At 30.3% G+C, this 21,522-nt stretch carries 27 protein-coding genes; 13 read left to right on the forward strand and 14 right to left on the reverse strand.

Going from position 1 to position 21,522, the window contains the following annotated elements:
* Position 1 precedes the first annotated feature (1 nt).
* On the reverse strand, positions 2–793 hold the full coding sequence (locus NMK29_RS15880; RefSeq protein ID WP_108801871.1) for an LA_2272 family surface repeat-containing protein: 792 nt from the start codon (positions 791–793) through the stop codon (positions 2–4).
* A gap of 206 nt (positions 794–999) precedes the next feature.
* Between NMK29_RS15880 and NMK29_RS15885 the strand changes: the two genes are divergently transcribed.
* From NMK29_RS15885 to NMK29_RS15935, 11 genes are all read left to right on the forward strand, one after another.
* Positions 1,000–2,034, forward strand: coding sequence for a hypothetical protein (locus NMK29_RS15885; protein WP_108802309.1), 1,035 nt, complete (start codon positions 1,000–1,002; stop codon positions 2,032–2,034).
* Positions 2,035–2,260: 226 nt separating this feature from the next.
* Positions 2,261–2,815, forward strand: coding sequence for an RNA polymerase sigma factor (locus NMK29_RS15890; protein WP_108801872.1), 555 nt, complete (start codon positions 2,261–2,263; stop codon positions 2,813–2,815).
* Complete coding sequence (locus NMK29_RS15895) at positions 2,808–4,319, forward strand: hypothetical protein (RefSeq protein ID WP_108801873.1); 1,512 nt, start codon at positions 2,808–2,810, stop codon at positions 4,317–4,319. The genes NMK29_RS15890 and NMK29_RS15895 overlap by 8 nt, the downstream gene beginning before the upstream one ends.
* 245 nt (positions 4,320–4,564) lie before the next feature.
* Complete coding sequence (locus tag NMK29_RS15900) at positions 4,565–5,533, forward strand: hypothetical protein (RefSeq protein ID WP_108801874.1); 969 nt, start codon at positions 4,565–4,567, stop codon at positions 5,531–5,533.
* 175 nt (positions 5,534–5,708) lie between these two features.
* Positions 5,709–6,572: an RNA polymerase sigma factor RpoD/SigA gene (locus NMK29_RS15905; protein WP_027395748.1), complete on the forward strand. Its 864-nt coding sequence runs from the start codon at positions 5,709–5,711 to the stop codon at positions 6,570–6,572.
* 148 nt (positions 6,573–6,720) lie between these two features.
* The gene (locus tag NMK29_RS15910) at positions 6,721–7,200 is read left to right on the forward strand and encodes a BLUF domain-containing protein (protein ID WP_108801875.1); all 480 of its coding nucleotides are present in this window, start codon (positions 6,721–6,723) and stop codon (positions 7,198–7,200) included.
* 125 nt (positions 7,201–7,325) lie between these two features.
* Complete coding sequence (locus tag NMK29_RS15915; RefSeq protein ID WP_108801876.1) at positions 7,326–7,730, forward strand: BLUF domain-containing protein; 405 nt, start codon at positions 7,326–7,328, stop codon at positions 7,728–7,730.
* Between the two features lie 114 nt (positions 7,731–7,844).
* Positions 7,845–8,252 (forward strand): BLUF domain-containing protein, encoded by a 408-nt coding sequence (locus NMK29_RS15920; protein WP_108801877.1) that lies wholly within the window; start codon positions 7,845–7,847, stop codon positions 8,250–8,252.
* 50 nt (positions 8,253–8,302) lie between these two features.
* On the forward strand, positions 8,303–8,962 hold the full coding sequence (gene rpe, locus NMK29_RS15925; RefSeq protein WP_108801878.1) for a ribulose-phosphate 3-epimerase: 660 nt from the start codon (positions 8,303–8,305) through the stop codon (positions 8,960–8,962).
* Positions 8,962–9,939, forward strand: a complete 978-nt coding sequence (locus NMK29_RS15930; protein ID WP_108801879.1) for a YpdA family putative bacillithiol disulfide reductase — start codon at positions 8,962–8,964, stop codon at positions 9,937–9,939. Before rpe ends, NMK29_RS15930 begins: the two co-directional genes overlap by 1 nt.
* Positions 9,929–10,474 (forward strand): hypothetical protein, encoded by a 546-nt coding sequence (locus NMK29_RS15935; protein WP_108801880.1) that lies wholly within the window; start codon positions 9,929–9,931, stop codon positions 10,472–10,474. Before NMK29_RS15930 ends, NMK29_RS15935 begins: the two co-directional genes overlap by 11 nt.
* Before the next feature lie 47 nt (positions 10,475–10,521).
* Here NMK29_RS15935 and NMK29_RS15940 read toward each other — a convergent pair whose 3' ends face one another.
* From NMK29_RS15940 to NMK29_RS15970, 7 genes are all read right to left on the reverse strand, one after another.
* Positions 10,522–11,226, reverse strand: coding sequence for a Bax inhibitor-1 family protein (locus NMK29_RS15940; protein WP_108802310.1), 705 nt, complete (start codon positions 11,224–11,226; stop codon positions 10,522–10,524).
* Positions 11,227–11,398: 172 nt separating this feature from the next.
* Positions 11,399–12,262, reverse strand: coding sequence for a zinc-dependent peptidase (locus NMK29_RS15945; RefSeq protein WP_159092082.1), 864 nt, complete (start codon positions 12,260–12,262; stop codon positions 11,399–11,401).
* Positions 12,263–12,406: 144 nt separating this feature from the next.
* On the reverse strand, positions 12,407–13,792 hold the full coding sequence (locus tag NMK29_RS15950) for a rhodanese-like domain-containing protein (RefSeq protein WP_108802311.1): 1,386 nt from the start codon (positions 13,790–13,792) through the stop codon (positions 12,407–12,409).
* Between the two features lie 78 nt (positions 13,793–13,870).
* Positions 13,871–14,056, reverse strand: coding sequence for a hypothetical protein (locus NMK29_RS15955; protein WP_108801882.1), 186 nt, complete (start codon positions 14,054–14,056; stop codon positions 13,871–13,873).
* 21 nt (positions 14,057–14,077) lie between these two features.
* On the reverse strand, positions 14,078–14,350 hold the full coding sequence (locus NMK29_RS15960) for a heavy-metal-associated domain-containing protein (protein WP_159092083.1): 273 nt from the start codon (positions 14,348–14,350) through the stop codon (positions 14,078–14,080).
* A gap of 76 nt (positions 14,351–14,426) precedes the next feature.
* Positions 14,427–15,302 (reverse strand): sterol desaturase family protein, encoded by an 876-nt coding sequence (locus NMK29_RS15965; RefSeq protein WP_108801884.1) that lies wholly within the window; start codon positions 15,300–15,302, stop codon positions 14,427–14,429.
* 178 nt (positions 15,303–15,480) lie between these two features.
* Complete coding sequence (locus NMK29_RS15970) at positions 15,481–15,753, reverse strand: acylphosphatase (protein WP_108801885.1); 273 nt, start codon at positions 15,751–15,753, stop codon at positions 15,481–15,483.
* Positions 15,754–15,923: 170 nt separating this feature from the next.
* Here NMK29_RS15970 and NMK29_RS15975 point away from each other — a divergent pair, with 170 nt between their 5' ends.
* Positions 15,924–16,760: a universal stress protein gene (locus NMK29_RS15975; protein WP_108801886.1), complete on the forward strand. Its 837-nt coding sequence runs from the start codon at positions 15,924–15,926 to the stop codon at positions 16,758–16,760.
* 71 nt (positions 16,761–16,831) lie between these two features.
* Here NMK29_RS15975 and deoC read toward each other — a convergent pair whose 3' ends face one another.
* From deoC to NMK29_RS16005, 6 genes are all read right to left on the reverse strand, one after another.
* Positions 16,832–17,476, reverse strand: a complete 645-nt coding sequence (gene deoC / locus NMK29_RS15980) for a deoxyribose-phosphate aldolase (protein ID WP_108801887.1) — start codon at positions 17,474–17,476, stop codon at positions 16,832–16,834.
* A 2-nt stretch (positions 17,477–17,478) separates the two neighbouring features.
* A complete protein-coding gene (trxA, locus tag NMK29_RS15985) occupies positions 17,479–17,778 on the reverse strand; it encodes a thioredoxin (protein ID WP_027395772.1) in 300 nt (99 codons plus the stop codon).
* Positions 17,775–18,410, reverse strand: coding sequence for a DUF998 domain-containing protein (locus tag NMK29_RS15990; RefSeq protein WP_108801888.1), 636 nt, complete (start codon positions 18,408–18,410; stop codon positions 17,775–17,777). Before NMK29_RS15990 ends, trxA begins: the two co-directional genes overlap by 4 nt.
* Positions 18,407–19,294, reverse strand: coding sequence for a DUF3298 domain-containing protein (locus NMK29_RS15995; RefSeq protein WP_108801889.1), 888 nt, complete (start codon positions 19,292–19,294; stop codon positions 18,407–18,409). The genes NMK29_RS15990 and NMK29_RS15995 overlap by 4 nt, the downstream gene beginning before the upstream one ends.
* Positions 19,295–19,428: 134 nt before the next feature.
* Positions 19,429–19,713 carry a hypothetical protein gene (locus NMK29_RS16000; RefSeq protein ID WP_108801890.1) on the reverse strand — a complete coding sequence of 95 codons (285 nt, stop codon included), beginning with the start codon at positions 19,711–19,713 and terminating at the stop codon, positions 19,429–19,431.
* Positions 19,714–19,778: 65 nt separating this feature from the next.
* Positions 19,779–20,183 carry a hypothetical protein gene (locus NMK29_RS16005; protein ID WP_108801891.1) on the reverse strand — a complete coding sequence of 135 codons (405 nt, stop codon included), beginning with the start codon at positions 20,181–20,183 and terminating at the stop codon, positions 19,779–19,781.
* A gap of 107 nt (positions 20,184–20,290) precedes the next feature.
* On the opposite strand from NMK29_RS16005, the gene NMK29_RS16010 reads away from it, so the two are divergent.
* Complete coding sequence (locus NMK29_RS16010; RefSeq protein WP_108801892.1) at positions 20,291–21,520, forward strand: HAMP domain-containing sensor histidine kinase; 1,230 nt, start codon at positions 20,291–20,293, stop codon at positions 21,518–21,520.
* Positions 21,521–21,522: the final 2 nt, after the last annotated feature.

Consider the following 21,522-nt stretch of genomic DNA (forward strand, 5'->3'; position numbering starts at 1 on the left):
ATTAAGATGTTTTTGTTTTCACTTTTTTCCTAGAAAATTGCCAGTTAATAAAAGGTAGAGAACGTCTTTCATTTTTGTTCCACAATCCTATTTGAATTCCTCTAAAATTATCTGCTTTATTTAGAATTCCGATTTGGATTCCTTCATATTTAGAATGAGTAGTAGTATCATGATTAGACAAACCAATCTGGATTCCCTTATAATCATTAGAAGTATTAAATATACCTAGTTGCATTCCTCTACCAAAACGCTCAATATCATTAAACGCTCCTACTTGAAGACCTAAATAACTATAAGCATAATTACCTGATAAAGCTATCGATGCTCCCAATCCATGATAAACTTCATTCCCTAATAAGGCAATTGATATCCCATTTTGTTCTTCTATAGAATTTGCAATTCCACCAATTGCTATTCCATTCATAACCTGTAAATATTGCCCTATAAAAGCACCAGATATCCCATGAACGGCAATTTCTCCCAGACTACCTCCAGAAAAATTAATTCCATATACTTTTTCTAAAAGATTATCATTATCAGGTCCTCCAGAAAGATATGATTTCGGAGCAATTGGATAAAAAATTCCTAAACCAGGTGCTTCTAATTTCATACCATATGTTCTTGTTAAGGTAGTATCTCCTAACATGTCTTTTGGAGCAATCCCAAGTGAAAGCCCCATTATATCGGCATTATTAGAATGATAAGTCCATGCTCCAATATGTTTCTTACGTTGCTGACTAAAAGAAGACAGAGAAATCAATAATACAAATGTTATTACAATGCTATTTTTCATTTTTCTTGTTTTTAAAAATTCAACAAGTCAAAACTATTGTGATAATTACAAGACCAAAAGTGATAAATGCGAATAGAAATTTATTTTTTTGCGATTATCACAAAATTCTTACAATCTATCTTATAAAAACACCTTTTCATTTGTCCGTTACGCAACCTTTCAGAAGCATCTAGTCTAAATGGATGAATCAACATAAAAATGAAATCATGAAAAGAATACAAAAATTGTTAATACTCCTGTGTATTGTTTTATCATCTTGTGAAAATGAATCTTTTGAACCGCTTGTTGAAAAAATAGATGCAAACTCTGAATTATATGCCAATCTTAAAGACGTTGCCGAAATCAGATCAGAAAACTCAGAAGTAGTCTGTCTAACTTTTATTTATCCATTTAATGTTTATTTGTATAATGATAATGGTGAAATAACACAGAGTCAAATCATAAACGAAAATCGAGAATTTGTTTCCCTTCTAGGTCAAATTGATAATGAAAGCGCAATAGGATTAAGTTATCCCATTTCGGGGACTACCAATGATGGCAATACCATTAATATCAATAATAATTTAGAATTGAAAGAAGCTATAGAAGCCTGTATTGAGGATCAAATAATATCATATTGCAATGACTTATTAGAACAAGACTGTGTTTGGAAAATTGAATCTTTAAATAATAATAATCTATATAACACCTCCTATTTAAAATTTTATGACGATGGTACTGGTGTTTTCTATCACAATGGAAATTCATTTAGAACATCCTGGATATCATTATATATAGAAGAACAATTACATATAAATATAAATCTAGAAGGAGATTCTTCAATTACTGAAGATTGGAATTTTGATTGGACAGCAACCATTATTGATGAGAATACGATAATAATAAACAATGAATTACAAGGTTTTGAAATCAAGAAAAACTGTAATATCGAAAACAACTGTGATTATGTAGAGTTTAGGGAATGTGAATCTGATAATGAAGATGAAGCTCAATTCGTGTTTGATAATTATGTAGCATGCATCGCATCATATAGAGAAGCTTCAGAAATTAGAGCATTGGAATTAACATTCTACGAAACTATCGACGACGCAGAACAACAAATCAATCCATTACCAACATCCGGTTATAACAATATTACAAATCCGCAAGTCATTTTTGTTGTAACTAAGAATGTTATCACAGAAGTTTCTGAAATCACAAGGATTGTTTTATTTGAAGAACTCTGTAGTGAAAATGAATAGCCCAAATTGATTTCATAAAGTTTAGAATTAGCCAAATAATTTCCTGAACTAAACATAGCACAGAGTACATATGCTTTATAGCTTTTACTCTGTGTTCATTAAAAAAAAGGTGCGATATAGACATACTTGATTTTTTTTCAAAAAAAAACTTAGTTTGACGCAACCTTTTTATTGATTTTGGTCTAAATTGGTAATAAACCGAATGAAAGAATAAAATTATAATCTATTGGATAATAGAGAACTGATTAACAAGTGTAAGAAAAACAATAGAGAAGCACAAAGTAAATTATTTTATGCCTACCGGGATAAATTATTTTCATTGTGCTTAAAGTATTGCAAGAATTATGAGGAAGCAGAGGACATTTTACACGATTCTTTTCTTATTATTTTTAAGAAAATAAATCAATATAATTTTAAAGGTTCTTTTGAAGGATGGATGAAGAGAATCACCATTAATAAGGCAATAGATCACTACAAAAACGATTTTAATAAAAATGTACCTCTAAAAGAAGAACTAACTTCTAATATTAACATAGACACACAAACATTTAATTTTTCTATAGACGAATTATTAGCATTTATTCATGAGTTACCTAGTCAATATAGATTAGTTTTTAGTTTATATGAACTAGATAATTATTCTCATAAAGAAGTGGCAAAAATGCTTAAAATTTCTGAAGGAACATCTAAATCCAATTTACATAGGGCAAAAATATTATTAAAGACAAAGATTCTTGCGCAGAATGATTATCAAAAAAAAATGGCAGTAAGTAATGGATAATGGAAAAGACATAGGAAAAGTGTTCAAAGAGCATCTAGGTGATTTTAACAAATCGCCAGAAAATGTTATCTGGAAAGATCTGGAGGCAGAATTAGACAAAACAAATACTTCTAAACGAATCTATTGGTTACGTATTATAGGTATAGCAGCTCTCTTTATAATGATAATTGTAACTGGTGTTTTTACATTCATTGAGCCGTCTAATAAAAACAAACCATCATATACTGACATATTTATTCAACAAGATCAGAACGAAAATTGTAATGAAATTGACAATAATCCCAATGGAGAAATAACAAATAACACGAACCAACTTTTCTCTAGTGATAATGAAAAAATTGAAGATAAGAGCATACTCAATAAAACCGAACCAAACCATAATGATTTTCGAAAAAAAGACACAATCGAAATTATAAGTGTAACAACCACAACCTCTGATAAAACAGTTCCCCAAAATGTTCCTAATCCGGCTTTAGTAACAAATCAGAATAAAATCGCTAATAGTAATACATCTATAATATCTGATTCGATCCCTAAGAAAATAATGAATGGTTTAATTTCAGAAAAGAGCAACAAAACCAAACGTGCAAAGAATTATAATCAAGCTTCAGCTAATATTCCGAGCACTAAAACAAATCAAAACAACAAATCAGAACCTTTTAAACGTACAATATCTAAGGATACTATTTTCTTAGGAGCGCCTAATCAAAGTATTGTCTCGGATAATCAAGAAAATAAAATAATAAAAAATGACACTATACCTACCGATGTTATTACTGAAAACAATGAAATTCTTAAAAAAACCTCTAAGGATACATTGATTTATCTAAAGCCTGTCCAGAAAAAAATGTTTAAAAACTTCAATTTTGCGGTTCACGCAATTCCAACGTATACCATTCCTAACAATGGTTCTTTGGTAAGTGACAGGTTATTAAACAACGAGCAAACCGGAAAATTAACTTTAAATTATGGTGTAGTTCTTACCGCAGATTTTAATGAAAAAATTAGCTTAAGAACAGGTTATAATAGAATAGCATTAAACACTAAAATTAACGATATAAAAATTGACACACTACCTAGTGCTCTTTTAGATTCGAACATATTAATACCTAATACTATTGTTCAGAGTATTTCAAATCAAGAAACAGTCGACCTGACTCAAAAGGTGTTTTATCACGAACTTTCGGCAGGATTAGCGTATAAAATAATTAATAATCGATTTGATTGGTCTATAATAGGTGGCGCGAGCTTTTTAATTCTGCAAAAAAACAACATAACCTTGCAGTCAAATTCTAATACTTTTAACTTAGGAAGAAGTAACAATCTAAAATCAACAAATACAAGCATAAATTTTGGTTCGAATCTTAGATATCTTCTTTTTAAGAATACATATATCAATGTAGAACCTATATTTAAATATCAAATGCAGAGCGCTAGTAAAAACCAAAAAAGCTACAAACCTCTATATTTTACGATACAGACCGGATTATCAATTGATTTCTAAGTACTTATGAACTAAAAAAAGTAATTATCTTTCATTTTTTTATCCAATAATCATAGTATCCCTACTTATTTTAGAAATCACCCATATAATATATCCAATAAGAAAGAAAACTGATATATTTATTTTGCGAAAAGCGTAATAATCACAAGCCGATGTTTTACTATTTGCGAAAAACGCAAAATTAACTTATTTTTCTACATTACTTTTCCACTTCGGAACATCATCAATCTTATTAAAATCAAAAAATGATACAAGAAAACTTCTTAGAACTTATAAAAAAACAAATTAATTCTAAAAATTCTCTTATTGATGAAGTAGCTACCGCATTGGACATTAGTTATGACGCTGCTCACAGAAGAATCAGTAAAAAAAGTAAATTATCATTAGAAGAAGGAGTTACATTAGCTAAATACTTCAGTTTATCAATAGATCAGCTATTCTCTAGTGAAGACGAACACATAGTAGCTGTAAAAAAAACAGCTCCTGTTCGCGATATGGAAAGTCTTCTTGCTTATTATGAGAATTCCTATAACTCCTTATCACCTCTCATAAACAATAAGGATGTAGAAATGATTTATTCTGCTAAGGATTTGCCGATTTTTTATACATCAGACGACAATTTACTTTCTAAATTTAAAATGTATGTCTGGTTAAAAATAATGGATTCTGATCTTGGTGATGTTAGATTTACAGGTTTTAATCCTTCTTTATCACTATTAGAAGCCGCAAAACGTTTAGGTAATATGTACAATGACCTAAACTCCGTAGAGATATGGGATATTACCACTATAAATAGTACATTAAAACAAATCCACTTTTATTTTGAATCGAATTCACTTACTTCTAAAGATGCATTAGAAATATGTGATGACCTTCAGAAATTGATTCAAAGAATTTCTAAAAAAATAATTGATCAAAAAGATAACTTTAAATTCTATTATAATGAGTTATTACTAATGAACAATCGTGTATTAGTTAAAACACCTACCGAAACATCATTATATGTTCCTTTCACTATTCTATCATATTATAGAACCAATGATGTGATTACCTGTAATCAAGCAGAACATTTTTTGAATATACAAATGGATGGCTCCAAACTATTAAGTACAGCTGGCGAAAAGGAAAGAAATCTATTTTTTAATAAAATGTACAAAAAAATAGATGCACTCCGATCTCTTATAGCAGCTAAAAATGTTCTTGAATTCGAATAAAATTGTAAACATTTAGATTCTCTTACGACAAAATTCTCAAGTTATTTTATGTCCTAAAAGAAGGCTATAAAAAAATAATTTTACTTTTTTGTAACATTTTCGTAACAACATACGTATAATAAATAAAAAGCAAAGCCCTAAAGTATTCACTAATAAAATTTCAAGGATAACATAGATGAGACAACTTAAGATTACGAAGCAGGTAACGAATCGTGAGACTGCATCGCTGGACAAGTATTTGCAAGAAATAGGAAAAGTAGATCTTATTACTGCTGATGAAGAGGTGGAATTAGCTCAGCGAATAAAAGCTGGAGATGAAAGAGCCCTTGAAAAATTAACTAAAGCGAATTTACGATTTGTTGTATCTGTTGCAAAGCAATACCAAAATCAAGGACTTACTTTACCTGATTTAATAAATGAAGGTAATTTAGGATTAATCAAAGCTGCTAAACGTTTTGATGAAACAAGAGGTTTTAAGTTCATTTCGTATGCAGTATGGTGGATTCGTCAATCTATCTTACAAGCTTTAGCAGAACAGTCTCGTATCGTTCGTTTACCATTGAACAAGATTGGTTCTATTAATAAAATTAATAAAACATATGCTTTTCTAGAGCAATCTCACGAACGTCCGCCAAGTGCTGAAGAGATTGCAAAAGAACTAGATATGACTATTAATGACGTAAAAGAGTCTATGAAAAACTCTGGTCGTCACGTAAGTATGGATGCTCCTTTAGTAGAAGGTGAAGATTCTAATCTTTATGATGTATTAAATTCTGGAGAATCTCCAAATCCTGATAGATCATTATTGCACGAATCACTTCGTACGGAGATTGAAAGAGCTCTAGAAACACTTACTCCTAGAGAAGCTGATGTAATCCGTTTATATTTCGGTCTTGGAGATCAACATCCTATGACATTAGAAGAAATTGGAGAAACTTTTGACCTAACACGTGAGCGTGTTCGTCAAATTAAAGAAAAAGCTATTCGTAGATTAAAACATACATCTCGTAGTAAAATATTAAAAACTTATTTAGGATAACTTTTTATTTCCTAAATTGCGATTACAAACAGTTTATAACATAACTGTTCGTTTTTTGATTGATGAATGACCTCCGGCTGATTACCGGAGGTTTTTTCATGTATATACATAGTTATTCAAAATTTAAAGAAAATTTTCTAGCGAACTTTTGAAACCATTTTATATTATCCAAGTACTTTTTGATATAAAAAACAGTATATTTAAGAAAGATTCATATCAAATGTGGCAAACTATTAGTTATGTAAGTACCGTAGATCCTTCACTAAGCGACGATGATATGGAAAAATTATTTGACTTCGTTAAATTAAAAAATAATAACCTTAAAATTACTGGGATTTTAATGTACTCAGATGGTAATTTTCTACAGGTTCTAGAAGGAAAAAAAGATTTAATCGATTCCTTATTTCTAAAAATAAAACAAGATGCTAGGCATTATAATATTATCAAAATCTTTGATAGAGCCATAGTAAACCCTTGTTTTTCTAGATATCATTCTAATTTTACAGTTGTTGGAGAATCTTATGATCATAGTGAACTTCAAGCTTTTCTTAGAGAAGAAAAATCATTTAATCCAGACAATTACAAAAGTATCTCATATCTAGCTAATAAATTCATGAAATTATCATAATGAATGTTCTGTTTTTTACGGTTTCGTAAAAGTGATTTCAATAAAAGAATAAACAAACGATAAAATTAAAAATTAACATAAAAATTCCCCAAAAAATAACTAACTTTAGTTTATAAGAAACTAATATGTTACATACAATATCTTATGTAAGTACTTCTAAAAAGCTTTCTGATTTTCAAATCAATGAACTGTTATATATTTCAAAACTAAAAAATGATGAGCTAAATATTACTGGAATTTTGATGCATTCTGATCAAAATTTCTTTCAAATCATAGAAGGTGAAAAGCCAATCATATTAAACCTATATCGAAAAATCGAAGAAGATTTAAGACATTTCAATCTCATTAAAATATTTGACAGACCAATTCATACTCCATCTTTTAAAAGTTTTCAGAGTAGCTATACCACTGTTCGCGGAAAAAAAGATTATTTAGAACTACAACAGTTCCTAGAGCAAGAAAAAGCACATAACCGAAAAAGTTTTAAAAGTATTTCATATTTGACTAATAAATTTTTGGGACTTCCCTAAAAATATACGGTCAAAAAAATGATAAGATTAAACTATTAAACAAATGTTAATTTTTTTAAGATTAGGGATAACTCCCCACAATTAATATTAAATTTAATAAACACTTATTTTGTTATGTGGCAAACCATTAGTTATGTAAGTACAGCAAATCGATTATTAACTAACGCTGATATTAATGAACTACTAGATTTTGTTAAGGTTAAAAATAATAGCCTAAACATAACCGGTATTTTAATGTACTCTGATGGTAACTTTTTTCAAATCCTTGAAGGTGAAAAAACTATTATAAAAGAATTATTCAAAAAAATACTTCTTGATTCTATGCATTATGATGTAATCAAGATATTTGATCATGAAATGGAGAAACCGTCATTTTCCGCATATAATTCCAGTTTTTCTACAATTAATAGAAGATCTGAACATTCGGAATTACAGCAATTTTTAGAAAAAGAAAAATCTAATAATCCCGAAACATTCAAAAGTATATCTTATTTAACAAACAAATTTATGCAGCTTTCTTAACCCCAATTTCAAAACTTTAATAGTACTTTTGTGGCAAACAACACAATTTTATGTCTTCAAAACTAATTGCCCCTTCAGTACTAGCTGCCGATTTCGCTAACTTACAACGTGATGTAGAAATGATCAATAACAGTGATGCGGATTGGTTTCATATCGATATCATGGATGGAGTTTTTGTACCTAACATCTCTTTTGGGATGCCCGTATTAAGAGATATCGTAAAACACGCAACAAAAACTATTGATGTACATTTAATGATTGTTGATCCAGACAGATATATAAAAACTTTTGCTGATTTAGGAAGTAATATACTTACTGTTCACTACGAAGCTTGTACGCATCTCCATAGAACATTACAAGCTATAAAAGCAGAAGGTATGAAAGCAGGTGTTGCTATAAATCCGCATACGAATGTAAGCCTACTAGAAGATACAATTAAGGATATTGATTTAGTATGTATTATGAGTGTAAATCCAGGTTTTGGAGGACAATCATTTATAGAAAATACTTACAAAAAAGTAAAACAACTTAAAGAAATCATTGATCGCAATAATTCGCAAACAATGATCGAAATAGATGGAGGAGTTACTAACAAAAATGCTAAACAGCTTATAGAAGCTGGTGCCGATGTTCTTGTAGCTGGAAGTTATGTATTTAAAAGTGATGATCCAATCCAGACCATTACAGGATTGAAAGAGTTGATTGCCTAATGAAACATTATGATCTTATAGTAATTGGTGGTGGTCCAATAGGTATCGCCTGTGGACTAGAAGCGAAAAAAAACGGGTTAGATTATCTTATTATTGAGAAAGGACCAATAGTGAATTCTCTTTTTAACTACCCAATTAATATGCAGTTTTTTTCTTCTTCAGAAAAACTAGAGATCGATGGAATTCCTTTCATAAGTAATGAAGCTAAACCTAAAAGAAATGAGGCTTTAGAATATTATCGAAGAATTGTTACTTCTAATGATATAAATATTCATCTTTTTGAAAAAGTAAATACCATAAAAAAAGAGGATACTACTTTTTTTATAGACACAGAAAAACAAAATTACGTAGCGAATAAAGTTATTGTTGCAACTGGTTTTTATGATATTCCTAATACAATAAATGTTCCCGGAGAAGATCTATCAAAAGTGTCTCACTACTATAAGGACCCCCATTTTTTTGCAAAACAAAAATTAGTCGTTGTTGGCGCTAGTAATTCTGCTGTAGACGCCGCTTTAGAGTGTTATCGAAAAGGTGCTGATGTAACCATGATTGTAAGATCACCAGAAATCGGAAATAGAGTAAAATACTGGGTAAAACCTGATATTGAAAATAGGATTTCAGAAGGAAGCATTAATGTTTTCTTTAATAGTACGGTAAACAAAATATTACCTCTACATATCATTATAAATACGCCAGATGGAGAAGTTAGTATCGAAAATGATTATGTCTTAGCGTTAACTGGATATACTCCAAATTTTGATTTTCTACAGAAAATTGGAATTCAACTCTCCGATGATGAGAAAAAATATCCTAACTATAATGACCAAACTATGGAATCAAACATCAGTGGATTATATTTAGCTGGTGTTATCTGTGGAGGAATGGATACTCATGTTTGGTTCATAGAAAACTCCAGAATACATGCAAAAACTATTATAAAACATATAATATCCAAACGCTCAAGTGTTTTATAAAGATCCTATAATCGTTTTTAAAAGAAGATCAGAAAAATGGTATACAGATCTTCAAAATTATAGTCAGGACGAATTGTATCACAAACCTGCATCTAATCAATGGTGTCTTGCAGAGTTATTCGATCATATCATTCGAGTAGCAAAAACATATCAGCTTCCTAATTTTCAAAAATGTATTGAGAATAGCATTAAAAAAGGAAAACCAAAAAATAGTGCTGCGTATCTAATATTTAATTTAAATATTATTCCTTCTCGTACGATAAAAATGGAATCTTTTCCCACTAAAATTGTATCAGATTTTACCCCTGAAATTTTAGAAAGAGAAACTTTAGAAAATAAATTCAAAGAATTTATTACAGAAGCTTTATCCCAGGAACCATTAATCAAACATTTCGATAAAAAAATAAAACATAGCCATCCATTCTTCGGAATGATTAACGCTGTAGAATGGTTTTCTCTTATAGAAATACATATGAGACATCATGAACGCCAAAAGAAACGGTTAGAAGTAATAACAAATAAAAAAGCTCTCTAAATTTAGAGAGCTTTTTTATTTGTTATTACTTTAATTTAAAAGGTAAATTAATCGTTTGATAGGATGCTTAAAATATACCAAAATAATAGCATTAAAGAAGCAAATAACCCTAGAGAAGCACCAACATACTGGTCTTCTGAGTATTTATGTACCATATTAGAAGTCTGATACAAAATAGAACCAGATGCCAATACTACCATTCCTACACTAAACCATAATCCAAGATTAAATCCAAACAATAATCCAGCGATAATCAAACCCAATGCTATAAAGAAACCAATTGTCAACATAGATTTTAAGAAAGAAAAATCTTTTTTAGTTAACAATACCACTCCAGATAGCCCTGTAAACAATGCTAATGTTAATATCGCAGCTTGATTTAATATATTAGCTCCACCACTCTCTGCAATCATCATTGCAATTCCTATTAAAGGGATAAAAATAAAAGCTTCAGCTACTACATAAAGAAGCAGTCCTAAATACTGTTTATTAATATCATGAGTTTTATGGGCCATTTTCTCTGCATAATTGGTTGCTAACATAAAACCTCCTAACATAATCATCCATCTCCATCCTTGAGTCATTGAAAATGCAAAATTTACCAAAGGCTCAATCTGAAAAAACACCCATTCTACAATCACAAATAACAATACTGCCATTGCTAGATGCGTATATGTCTTTTTATAAAAAGTAACTCTTTTTTCATCAGTAAGTGAACTTACTACAGGCGCTACTTGCTGAAACTCTTCCATATTATTCATTTTAGATTTAACTGTTTAGTTAGATAAAGATAGTTTTATCATTTAATATAAGTATCATAGTAAAGTAAAATGTTACCTCCATTTCTCGTGTTTTTCACAAAAAACACATAAGAATTTAAAAATCAATCATATATAAGAATTCAATCTAACGAGTCATACATATTTAAACTTTAAAATAATTAAAATTTAGCATGCGGCTCACGTAGGTATAAATATCTGGAAATTGCTTTTTAAGTTTTTCCGGAGATTCCATAAAAACTTCCACTAATACAGCTATAAATTCGAACTTATCGGTAAATGCGTATTCTCTTAATATTTTAGATTCAATAATTTTATTGCGTAATTCTAAAGACGATAAATGTTTTTCTAACTCCAAAAAAGTATCGTGAAATATCTCGGAGCTAATATTATTACTTTTTAATGAACAATAATGGATTGCATGAGTAATTTCGTGTATTCCTAGATTTACTCCATCTTCTTGATGTAAGTTTCCTAAATTAAAATGTTCCCAAGACAACACTAGCGCTTTTGATCTTGGATTAAACTCTCCGTTGTTCTCCGTTTTATTAAGAATAGAATAATAACTCGATGGATATAAAATAATTGTTTCAACATATTCTAACAAATAATTACGCATACCAAAAGTCAATTGGATGACCATCATGGCAATCTGCATACGTTTATCATCATCAATTATAAGTCCCTCTCGTCCAACAAACTTGGTCGTTTCTAAAAAATGTGCAACACGATGTTCAAAATACTTCTTTCTTCGCTTATCTAATTGATTATACAATGTGTTAGTCGCTAAAAAAGAAACTAACCTAGTAGGTACTTTTTTATGAGTTAAATAAAAATGCACAAAGAAAGGCTTCTTATGCACCTTTGCATATACCGTTTCTAAATATCGGGATACATAATATATACATATAGAAACAATCCCAATAGTAAGAATAACACCAAGAAATTTTGGAATTCCTGGTTGCGGCACCTCCTGAAGAAATATTATATATAGTAAATTAAGGTTCAAAAAAAGGATAAGTAGGTTTATTAGGTTACAAAATAGTGGTTTTGAAATAAAACTCTGTTAAATCAACTACTAAAACGTCAATCTAGCCTACATAGTATTAAAACATACTAAGAAACAATCATTAAGATATACAAAGAAAAACCCCTATACGGTAGTTTGTATTCCTGCTTCCTTAATTGATTTAAAACCGCCAGCAACATCCACCAAATTGTGTATTCCTCTACTTTTTAAAATAGAAGCAGCTATTACAGAACGATATCCTCCAGCACAATGAATATAAAAAGTTGTATCTCTTGGAAATTCGTTAAAATGATTATTTATCAAATCAAGCGGAGTATTATAAGCTCCTTCTATATGAGCAGCAGAAAATTCATTCTGTTTTCTAACATCAAAAACAGGAGTAGTACCTGTTAGTAGATTTTTAAAAGTATCCGCAGGGATAGAATCTAAAGTATCTATTTCTCTACTTTCTTCTTGCCAAGCTTCAAAACCTCCTTTTAAAAACCCTAAAGTATTATCAAAACCTACTCTGGAAAGTCTGGTAACTGTTTCCTCTTCTCTTCCTTTAGGTGTTATCAATAATATAGGTTGCTTTACATCTCCAATTAATGCTCCAACCCAAGGTGCAAAACCTCCATCTAAACCAATAAAAATAGATCTTGGGATATGTCCCTTAACATATTCATCTTGATGACGTACATCTAGAATAATTGCACCTGTTTCATTAGCGATTATTTCAAAAGCCTCTGGATCTAGAGCTCGCGTACCACGCTCTAAAACTTCGTTAATATCATCATATCCTTCTTTATTCATTTTAACATTTAATGGAAAATAAGAAGGCGGAGGAAGTAAACCATCTGTTACTTCTTTTACAAATTCTGCTTTAGTCATATCAGGCCTCAGCGCATAATTCGTTTCTTTCTGAACACCTAGAGTTCCTATGGTTTCTTTACTCATATTCTTTCCACAAGCTGATCCGGCTCCATGAGCTGGATATACAATAACATCATCAGATAATGGCATAATCTTAGTTCGCAAACTATCATATAACATCTCTGCTAATTGTTCTTGAGTCATGTTTGCAGCTTTCTGTGCAAGATCAGGTCTTCCCACATCACCAAGAAATAGCGTGTCGCCACTAAAAATGGCATGATCCTTTCCTTCTTCATCTTTTAGCAAATATGTCGTACTTTCTAAAGTATGTCCTGGTGTGTGCAATGCTACAATAGTGATATTTCCAATTTTAAACTCCTGACCATCTTCTGCTATAATTGCATCGAATGAAGTAGAAGCTTGCGGGCCATACACAATCGGAGCTCCAGATTCTTTGGAAAGCGTAAGATGACCACTGACGAAATCTGCATGAAAATGAGTTTCAAAAATATACTTTATGGTTGCATTATCTTCCTTGGATTTCTCAATATAAGGATTCACTTCTCTGATAGGATCAATAATTGCAGCTTCGCCATTACTCTCTATATAATATGCTCCTTGCGAAAGGCAACCTGTATACATTTGTTCAATTCTCATTTTTTCTCTATAATAAATATCAAATAATTTTTCAAAGGTATGATTAATTAAAAATACCACAAGCCATAGGAATCCAATTTAAGAAGCCCCTAAATATTTCAATAATTCATACACCAAAAAAGCGGGCCAAAAAATGGCTTTTACCACTCCAAATAAACCCATCCAAAAACTTGTTGCATGGCCTATATAATAGACTAAAGCTCCTATAATACCCAAACCATAAACTGTGTTTGAAGATGCTTTTTTCTGAACTTTTTCTCTCATAATTATTTCCGTTCTATACTATTAATCATTCTGGATTCTCCCGAGAGCACAACTTACATAGGACTTAACTTTCCTTTGCAAATTATTTTGATCATTAACCAATGGATATCCAAGTCTAGTTAGCTCTTTCTCTACAGTTTCTATACCATCACTAGTATCATAATTAAATGAAACTGTACAATTATTAGTATTTACTAATACATCTCTTATTCCCTTAAGTGTGTGAAGCTTTCTTGCAATTGTACTTTCGCATCCACTACACTTTAAATTCTGTATCTCTACTGTTGTTTTCATATTCATTGTTTCTAATACAAAAGTAGCTATACGACGTAGCTCTTACTATGACAATTATCAGTATTAGGTACCCAGCTTATTTCTTCGATTTTCTAAAACCATATATTAATTGGTTAAAAAAACTCTTAGGTACTTTTTCATCTCCTGGAAAACCAATTTCTATTGCACCACTATCTTCTGGTACATAATTCGTTTTAAAAATATAATCCCATACACTCAAACTAATTCCAAAGTTAACACCATAGGAATCTTTTGGTAGTGCATAAGAGTGATGGTATAAATGCATAACTGGATTATTTAAAATATACTTCATAGGTCCCCAAGTAATTTTAATATTTGCGTGATTAAAATGCCCTATAGTAATAGCTACGAAATGTACAATATAGGCTTGCTCCGGTTCAAAACCTCCTAAAACCATGACTCCTATGGTTTTTAAAGGTTTATAGAATATGTTTTCCATCCAATGATATCGAAGATGGGCTGCAAACCCCATTTCTTTTACAGAATGATGAATTTTATGGAATCTCCAAAGAAATGGATATTTATGAAGTAGTACGTGAGTAAACCATTGTACAAAATCCAATATGACAAAAAAGATAATTAATTGTCCCCAAGTGGGTAATCCAGAAATATCAATAAGTGTTAAACTTTTTGTAGAAACTCCAATATCCTCGAAAAACAGGGCTAGGAGTTGATAAAATCCACCAATTAAAATCGCAAAAACGAAAAAATTAAAGAACATATAAAATGCATCTAACCAGAAATCTTTTCTAAAAATAGATTGTTCTTTTCGCCAAGGAAACAATATTTCTAAACTCCAAACTAATAACGAAATTACAATCAAGCCCCAGAAATAATTTATATACCAAGGCACTTCTAATAGTATAGATTTCCAGGTCCACTGGATATTATTTATAAAAGCATCAATAAAAGCATTGATATACTTCTCCATATCATAAAATTTTATAGAATAACAGATATGATTCTGTCGTCTAAAACATTAAAACATTTCCTTTCCTACCTCATCTAATCATCGAGATAATTTCATGGCTTAAAAGTATAAAAAGTGAATACTTCTTTCAGTAACTTATGTTACAATATGCAAATACAGAAAACTATCTTTATAATTACTAATAAAGAATTTCGAACATTGTATAAGGCAAAACAGTATCTTCCTTTATAGAAACATCAGTAACTTCTGCCAATTCAGGTCCTTTGCCACACCAATCTAAAAATGTTTTTAGTTGCGTGTCATTCCCTTCGACCTCAATATAGACATTACCATCCGACATATTCTTTACGATTCCTTTTACATCTAATTCCCATGCTTTTTCTAAGGTACTTTTTCTATACCAAACCCCTTGAACTTTTCCTTTTACAACTATATTATAATGCTTAACCATACTACTTCGAATTACCTGTCCAATTTATCATACAATATACCTAAAGTTTAAAACAACCATAAAACATTTAACTAATCATATTAAATCATTATCAAGATCGACAGGTATGACAATTATCATATTAATTAATCTTAACATCCTCTAATTTTGATCGTATAAAATAATTAAATATGAAAAAAATTCTTGTCCCAATAGACTTTTCTGAGCATTCAGAATATGCATTACGAGTAGCCGCTACTATTGCAAAACAGCAACAAGCAGAAATCATTGTAATACATATGCTTGGTTTATCAGAAGCCATCTTTACTAAAGATGAAGCTCAAGAAACAGCAGAAGCTATTTATTATTTAAAACTTGCAGAAAAAAGATTTAGTACTTTCCTAGACACTGATTTCCTAAAAGACATTAAAGTCACGGAGACAGTACAAAACTACAAAGTTTTTAGTGAGCTAAATGAAGTAGCAAAACAAAACGATGTAGATCTTATCGTTATGGGATCTCACGGAAGCAGTGGACTAAGCGAAGTATTTGCTGGATCAAATACTGAAAAAGTAGTACGTACTTCTGATATCCCAGTACTAGTGATCAAACATAAGATTCAGGAGTTTTCAATAGAACAAGCTGTTTTTGCTTGTGATTTCAAGATGGAAAATATCAAAGCTTATCATAAAGCAAAAAAATTGTTTGATTTATTTGATGCTACATTGCACCTAGTTTATATCAACTTACCAGGTGATAGATTTAGAAATTCTAATCAAATTGAAAAACGAATTAAAGATTTTCTTTTCAAAGCCGATTCCGGAAATTTAGAAAACTTTGAAAAAGTATATATTCAAAATGATTACTCCGTAGAAAGTGGAATTTTTAACTACTGCAAAAAAATAAACGCCGATATTATTGGAATACCAACTCATGGTAGACAAGGTATATCTCATTTCTTTAATGGAAGTATCGGAGAAGATATAGCAAATCATGCCCATGAACCTGTAATTACTTTTAAGATTTAGAGTTAATCAATATATAGTTCACAAAACCCTTTATAAATCAAAGTTATAAAGGGTCTTTTAATATATTATTTCTATCTAGAAGTTACCAAAGTCACACCAGAAGAAGTACCTAACCGAGAAACTCCCATATTAATATATTGCATGGCGGTCTCAACATCTCTAATTCCACCTGAAGCTTTTATTTGTATTGCATCCTTTGCAACCTCCTTCATTAATTTCACATCCTCTATAGTGGCTCCACCTCCACCAAAACCGGTAGATGTTTTTATAAAATCCGCACCTGCATCAATAGATAATTGGCAAGCGATTTTCTTTTCCTCTTCAGTAAGATAACTATTCTCCAAAATTACTTTTAGCACATTATCTCCAATGGCTTTTTTGATCAAAGCAATTTCATCCTGAACAATTTTATGATAACCGGATTTAAGTAATCCTATATTTAGCACCATATCTATTTCATTTGCTCCATCATCAATACACTGTTTAGCTTCAAACACCTTAGCTTTAGTGGTCATAGCACCTAAAGGAAATCCAATTACAGCTGCAATCTTTATATCTGATTTCATTAATTCACTACAAGCTAAACCTACATAAGCACCATTAACACATACTGAATAAAAACCATATTGTTTAGCTTCCGTACATAATTTCTTAATATCCTCTACAGTAGCTGTCGGCTTTAAAAGGGTATGATCTATATATTGATTAAGTTCCATAGCTATTTATTAGCATTTATAATACTAATTATCTCTGTTTTTTGTAAAACTCCTGATTGTCGCCAAAGTTGTTTTCCTTCTTTAAAAAGTAACATTGTGGGTACTCCTCTAACTTGATATCTAGCTGCTAATGGTTGATTTTTATCTACATCAATTTTCACAATTTTTATTGACGTTCCTAATTCTTCTTTCACTTCTTTTAAAATAGGAGCTAATGTTTTACAAGGACCACACCAATCTGCATAAAAATCTACCAGTACAGGTGTATTAGAATCTATAATATTACTAAAGCTATCTTTCATTTTTGATTTTCTTTTATTAATTTAAAATATTCTTTTTTTGCATAAACATATTCATAATATTTAAAAGAATATAATATCCACCCAAAAGTGATAATAAATATCCCTCGTTGATATATCCCTCTATAATCAGAATGAATAAACATCAAAAAAGATCCTATTAAAGTAATTATCCCAACGAACAACGCCATCAACTTTTGACTCTTCCATCTTGCAGCGAAACTAATGACTAAAGAATATGCACAAAATGAAATACCAGTAATGATCGAAAATACAGAATGCATTTCATTTTGAAAAGAATCAAAAACGAGCTTTCGATCTATGGGAGCAGATAAATATATTGCAGATAATACGAGAGAGAGACAAAAAACAAGTAATATCAATAACTGAACACGCTGCTTTTGTAATATTCTAAAACCATTAGCAAATGTTATCAAGGCAAGTAAAATAAGGACAACGTTCATGATCCAGTTATACGAAGTTTTTTGAGCTCCTAGTTCATATAACGTATGTTTTGATATCGAGTATTCAGAATCAGAAAAAAAGGGCAACATAAACCCTATTACTATTAGGATAATATATACCCCACATAAAAGCATGAAATCTTTATGCTGCTTTTTTCTATCCCTGATCATCCTATTAAAGGTTTATTATTATACTTTTTTATAAGATGAATAACATCATTTATTAGAATCTCTATGGCATATGTTCCGGTATATGAAGGACAGATAATACAGTCGTCAAAATAAAATTTAATAACATCCTCTGTAATAACAAAATTGTTTTTATAAACCCTAAAATCTTCCTTAGACAATTGCCAACATTCATAATATAAGTCTCCAGAATTTATTCCGTCAGATATCACAGTATTGATAATGGATAACAACTCACTTTCTGAATTATCGACAAAAAAATCATCATAATATAGAAATTCATGATTCTCTATATCATAATTAAGACACTCGAACATATAGGTGGAATGTTTCATCCCCGAATAATAATTCTCTTTATAGAGTAACACACTTATAAGATGTCGTTTTACTGTGTATATTTTATAATCAATAATTCGCTTATCCATGCATCTACCGATTGCCAGAGAATCACAGAATAGGACTTTATCTTCTAAAATTTCATTTTCCGTAGCTTCAATATTTAAATAGTTTTCAGTCAGAAAATCATTAAATACAGAATTATTCTCATCCATATTCTCATTTAGGTAAGGATATTTATAATCCAAAATATACACGTCTTCAGCTTTATAGAATTGTTTATCTATAACTAGTCTCTGTAATTTATGCTCATCATCTTTTGTAGACATCAGACGCTCTACTTTTGTTGATTTTGTTTTTTCCTGATGTAGTTCTTGACGCTCTTCTAATAAATACTGTATACTATCTTCACTTAGAGTATTGTCTTTTTCTATCTGTGTAGTGTAGGTTTCAGGTTTTTCTTTGATCTGAGTTTTATTATTACAAGCGATTAAGCTTAACATCACAAAACTGGTAATTAGCGTTCTCATAGGATACTTTTTATTTTATATAAATGTAATAGGGCTACTTCTTAAAAAATATGATATCCATCAGTTACAAAGACATAAAAAAACGAGTCTCATCATATGAAACTCGTTTCTCATTAAGCGTTATATGTAAAATATCAAAATAAACTATTCCCAATAATCAGTAAACTATTAACTAGTAGACTTACGATCAATAAATCTAATACTAATTTAGGCTTCTGAACTGTTAATATCGCAGCATTATGAGCACTACAAACGGATACTGTTAAAAACACTAGAAGCATCTGTATAAAACCATTACCAGCTAATAAAGTGGTCATAATTGCAATGGAGCCTAAACAAGTAGATGCAATAATTGCTAAAGCGGAATATCCAATATAGTTCTCAGAAAAATCAGCGTTAATTTTTGCGTATAATGTCATGATCGTTTAATTTTTAAATTCAAGGTAAAATTACAAGGCTCTTACTAGTTAAAATATGACAAAAGTCAGTTCTCAAAAATTAACTGAAGCTTTCCAAGCATCATCAATTCTGATTTATTTTTACCAGAAAAAGCTCCGGCAATACTATTAGATGTATTCCACACCAACTTCTTTACGTTCTCCGTAAAAAGCGATGTATTCTCCTGATAAAAATCTTTGAATTCAATAAAACTGTCTTCTGCAATTAGTGATTCATAATCTAACCAATCAAAAACAATTTCAATTTGGAATGCAGCATCTACTCCAAATTCATCTTCTAAATCATCAACGGCTAACCAAGCAGACTTTACTAGTTTTTTTAAGGTTGCATATTCAGATTTACGTACTATTTTATCAGAAGCGGCAATAGCATAAAACAATTTTCCTAAATTCTGATAAAAACTAATTCCTATATTTTGAGTTGCATTCATATTGCTAAAAATTATTTGTTTATTAAGTAAAAATAATATCTAATCTTCACCTTTTTTATGACAAAAATCAGTTCTTACTATTAATACAAATTGACTATTTTTGAGAAATGAAGGTCTTTGAGAAAAACAATAATATTTTTAAGATTCTTTCTGAAGCTATTTCGGAAGGAATCATCGTTGTAAACGAAGATCAAACCATCGTAGCTACGAATCAATCTGCCAATGAAATCTTTGGATACGAAGAAAATGAACTGGTAGGAAAAGAACTAACTGTTCTAATCCCCAAAAAACATCATCACGCGCATGGTGGATATGTCAAAAAATTTATTGCAGACAGCGGGAAAAGAAGTATGGGAGTTGGTCGCGATCTTTATGGTGTACGAAAAAATAGTTCTAAATTTCCTGTAGAAGTAGGATTAAATCCATTTGAGATTTATGACAATTCATATGTAATGGCATTGGTAAGTGATATTACACTTCGTAAGGAACAAGAAGTTAGAATAAAAGAATTAAACTCAGAACTAGAACAAAAAATAAAGCTGCGCACACAAGAGCTTTATACTACGATAAAAGAATTAGAAGAAGAGATCAAGTTACGTAAGGAAGCAGAAGCTGTTACACAAGAATCGCTTAAAAAAGAACGACAACTTAATGAACTAAAAACCAAGTTTCTTTCGCTAGTTTCTCATGAATTTAAAACACCATTAAGTGGAATCCTCACTTCGGCAACATTAATAGGAAAATATACTAAAGCCGAACAACAAGAAAAAAGAGATAAGCATCTAGACACGATTAAAAACAAGGTAAAATACCTTGATAATATCCTTAACGATTTCTTGTCTGTAGAACGTTTAGAAAGTGGTAAAGTAAAGTATAAATATACCACATTCCCACTAAGTAAAGTGATCAATGAAGTAATATATGATGCCAATATGTTGCTAAAAGATGGTCAGCGCATTAAATATCCAAAGGATATCGATGAGTATGTTATAGATTTTGATGAAAAAATATTAGAACTGGTCTTAACAAATCTCATAAGAAATGCCATAAAGTATTCTGGGGAAAATACAACGATAGATCTACAGGTTTTGTTAGAAAACGATTTGCTCACCTTTTATATTATTGATGAAGGAATTGGTATTCCTGAAAAAGAGCAAGAATTTATATTCAAAAGGTATTTTAGAGCAGAAAATGCATTACTTGATCAAGGAACAGGAATTGGTTTAAATATTGTAAAAAGTCATTTAGAAAATTTAGGAGGCAGCATTACTTTTATCAGTAAAGAAAATCAAGGATCTACATTCACCGTAAACATACCAATATCTAAACTATCATAAAC

The organism is Aquimarina sp. Aq107 (assembly GCF_943733665.1).
Lineage (GTDB): Bacteria > Bacteroidota > Bacteroidia > Flavobacteriales > Flavobacteriaceae > Aquimarina.

Coding starts and splice junctions, on each gene's coding strand:
- NMK29_RS15895 (WP_108801873.1), top strand. CDS start 2,808: ATGGATAATGGAAAAGACATAGGAAAAGTGTTCAAAGAGCATCTAGGT.
- rpe (WP_108801878.1), top strand. CDS start 8,303: ATGTCTTCAAAACTAATTGCCCCTTCAGTACTAGCTGCCGATTTCGCT.
- NMK29_RS16010 (WP_108801892.1), top strand. CDS start 20,291: ATGAAGGTCTTTGAGAAAAACAATAATATTTTTAAGATTCTTTCTGAA.
- NMK29_RS15880 (WP_108801871.1), bottom strand. CDS start 793: ATGAAAAATAGCATTGTAATAACATTTGTATTATTGATTTCTCTGTCT.
- NMK29_RS15990 (WP_108801888.1), bottom strand. CDS start 18,410: ATGATCAGGGATAGAAAAAAGCAGCATAAAGATTTCATGCTTTTATGT.
- NMK29_RS15900 (WP_108801874.1), top strand. CDS start 4,565: ATGATACAAGAAAACTTCTTAGAACTTATAAAAAAACAAATTAATTCT.
- NMK29_RS16005 (WP_108801891.1), bottom strand. CDS start 20,183: ATGAATGCAACTCAAAATATAGGAATTAGTTTTTATCAGAATTTAGGA.
- NMK29_RS15920 (WP_108801877.1), top strand. CDS start 7,845: ATGTGGCAAACCATTAGTTATGTAAGTACAGCAAATCGATTATTAACT.
- NMK29_RS16000 (WP_108801890.1), bottom strand. CDS start 19,713: ATGACATTATACGCAAAAATTAACGCTGATTTTTCTGAGAACTATATT.
- NMK29_RS15950 (WP_108802311.1), bottom strand. CDS start 13,792: ATGAGAATTGAACAAATGTATACAGGTTGCCTTTCGCAAGGAGCATAT.
- NMK29_RS15955 (WP_108801882.1), bottom strand. CDS start 14,056: ATGAGAGAAAAAGTTCAGAAAAAAGCATCTTCAAACACAGTTTATGGT.
- NMK29_RS15905 (WP_027395748.1), top strand. CDS start 5,709: ATGAGACAACTTAAGATTACGAAGCAGGTAACGAATCGTGAGACTGCA.
- NMK29_RS15940 (WP_108802310.1), bottom strand. CDS start 11,226: ATGGAAGAGTTTCAGCAAGTAGCGCCTGTAGTAAGTTCACTTACTGAT.
- deoC (WP_108801887.1), bottom strand. CDS start 17,476: ATGGAACTTAATCAATATATAGATCATACCCTTTTAAAGCCGACAGCT.
- NMK29_RS15970 (WP_108801885.1), bottom strand. CDS start 15,753: ATGGTTAAGCATTATAATATAGTTGTAAAAGGAAAAGTTCAAGGGGTT.
- NMK29_RS15915 (WP_108801876.1), top strand. CDS start 7,326: ATGTTACATACAATATCTTATGTAAGTACTTCTAAAAAGCTTTCTGAT.
- NMK29_RS15975 (WP_108801886.1), top strand. CDS start 15,924: ATGAAAAAAATTCTTGTCCCAATAGACTTTTCTGAGCATTCAGAATAT.
- NMK29_RS15965 (WP_108801884.1), bottom strand. CDS start 15,302: ATGGAGAAGTATATCAATGCTTTTATTGATGCTTTTATAAATAATATC.
- NMK29_RS15930 (WP_108801879.1), top strand. CDS start 8,962: ATGAAACATTATGATCTTATAGTAATTGGTGGTGGTCCAATAGGTATC.
- NMK29_RS15885 (WP_108802309.1), top strand. CDS start 1,000: ATGAAAAGAATACAAAAATTGTTAATACTCCTGTGTATTGTTTTATCA.
- NMK29_RS15995 (WP_108801889.1), bottom strand. CDS start 19,294: ATGAGAACGCTAATTACCAGTTTTGTGATGTTAAGCTTAATCGCTTGT.
- trxA (WP_027395772.1), bottom strand. CDS start 17,778: ATGAAAGATAGCTTTAGTAATATTATAGATTCTAATACACCTGTACTG.
- NMK29_RS15960 (WP_159092083.1), bottom strand. CDS start 14,350: ATGAAAACAACAGTAGAGATACAGAATTTAAAGTGTAGTGGATGCGAA.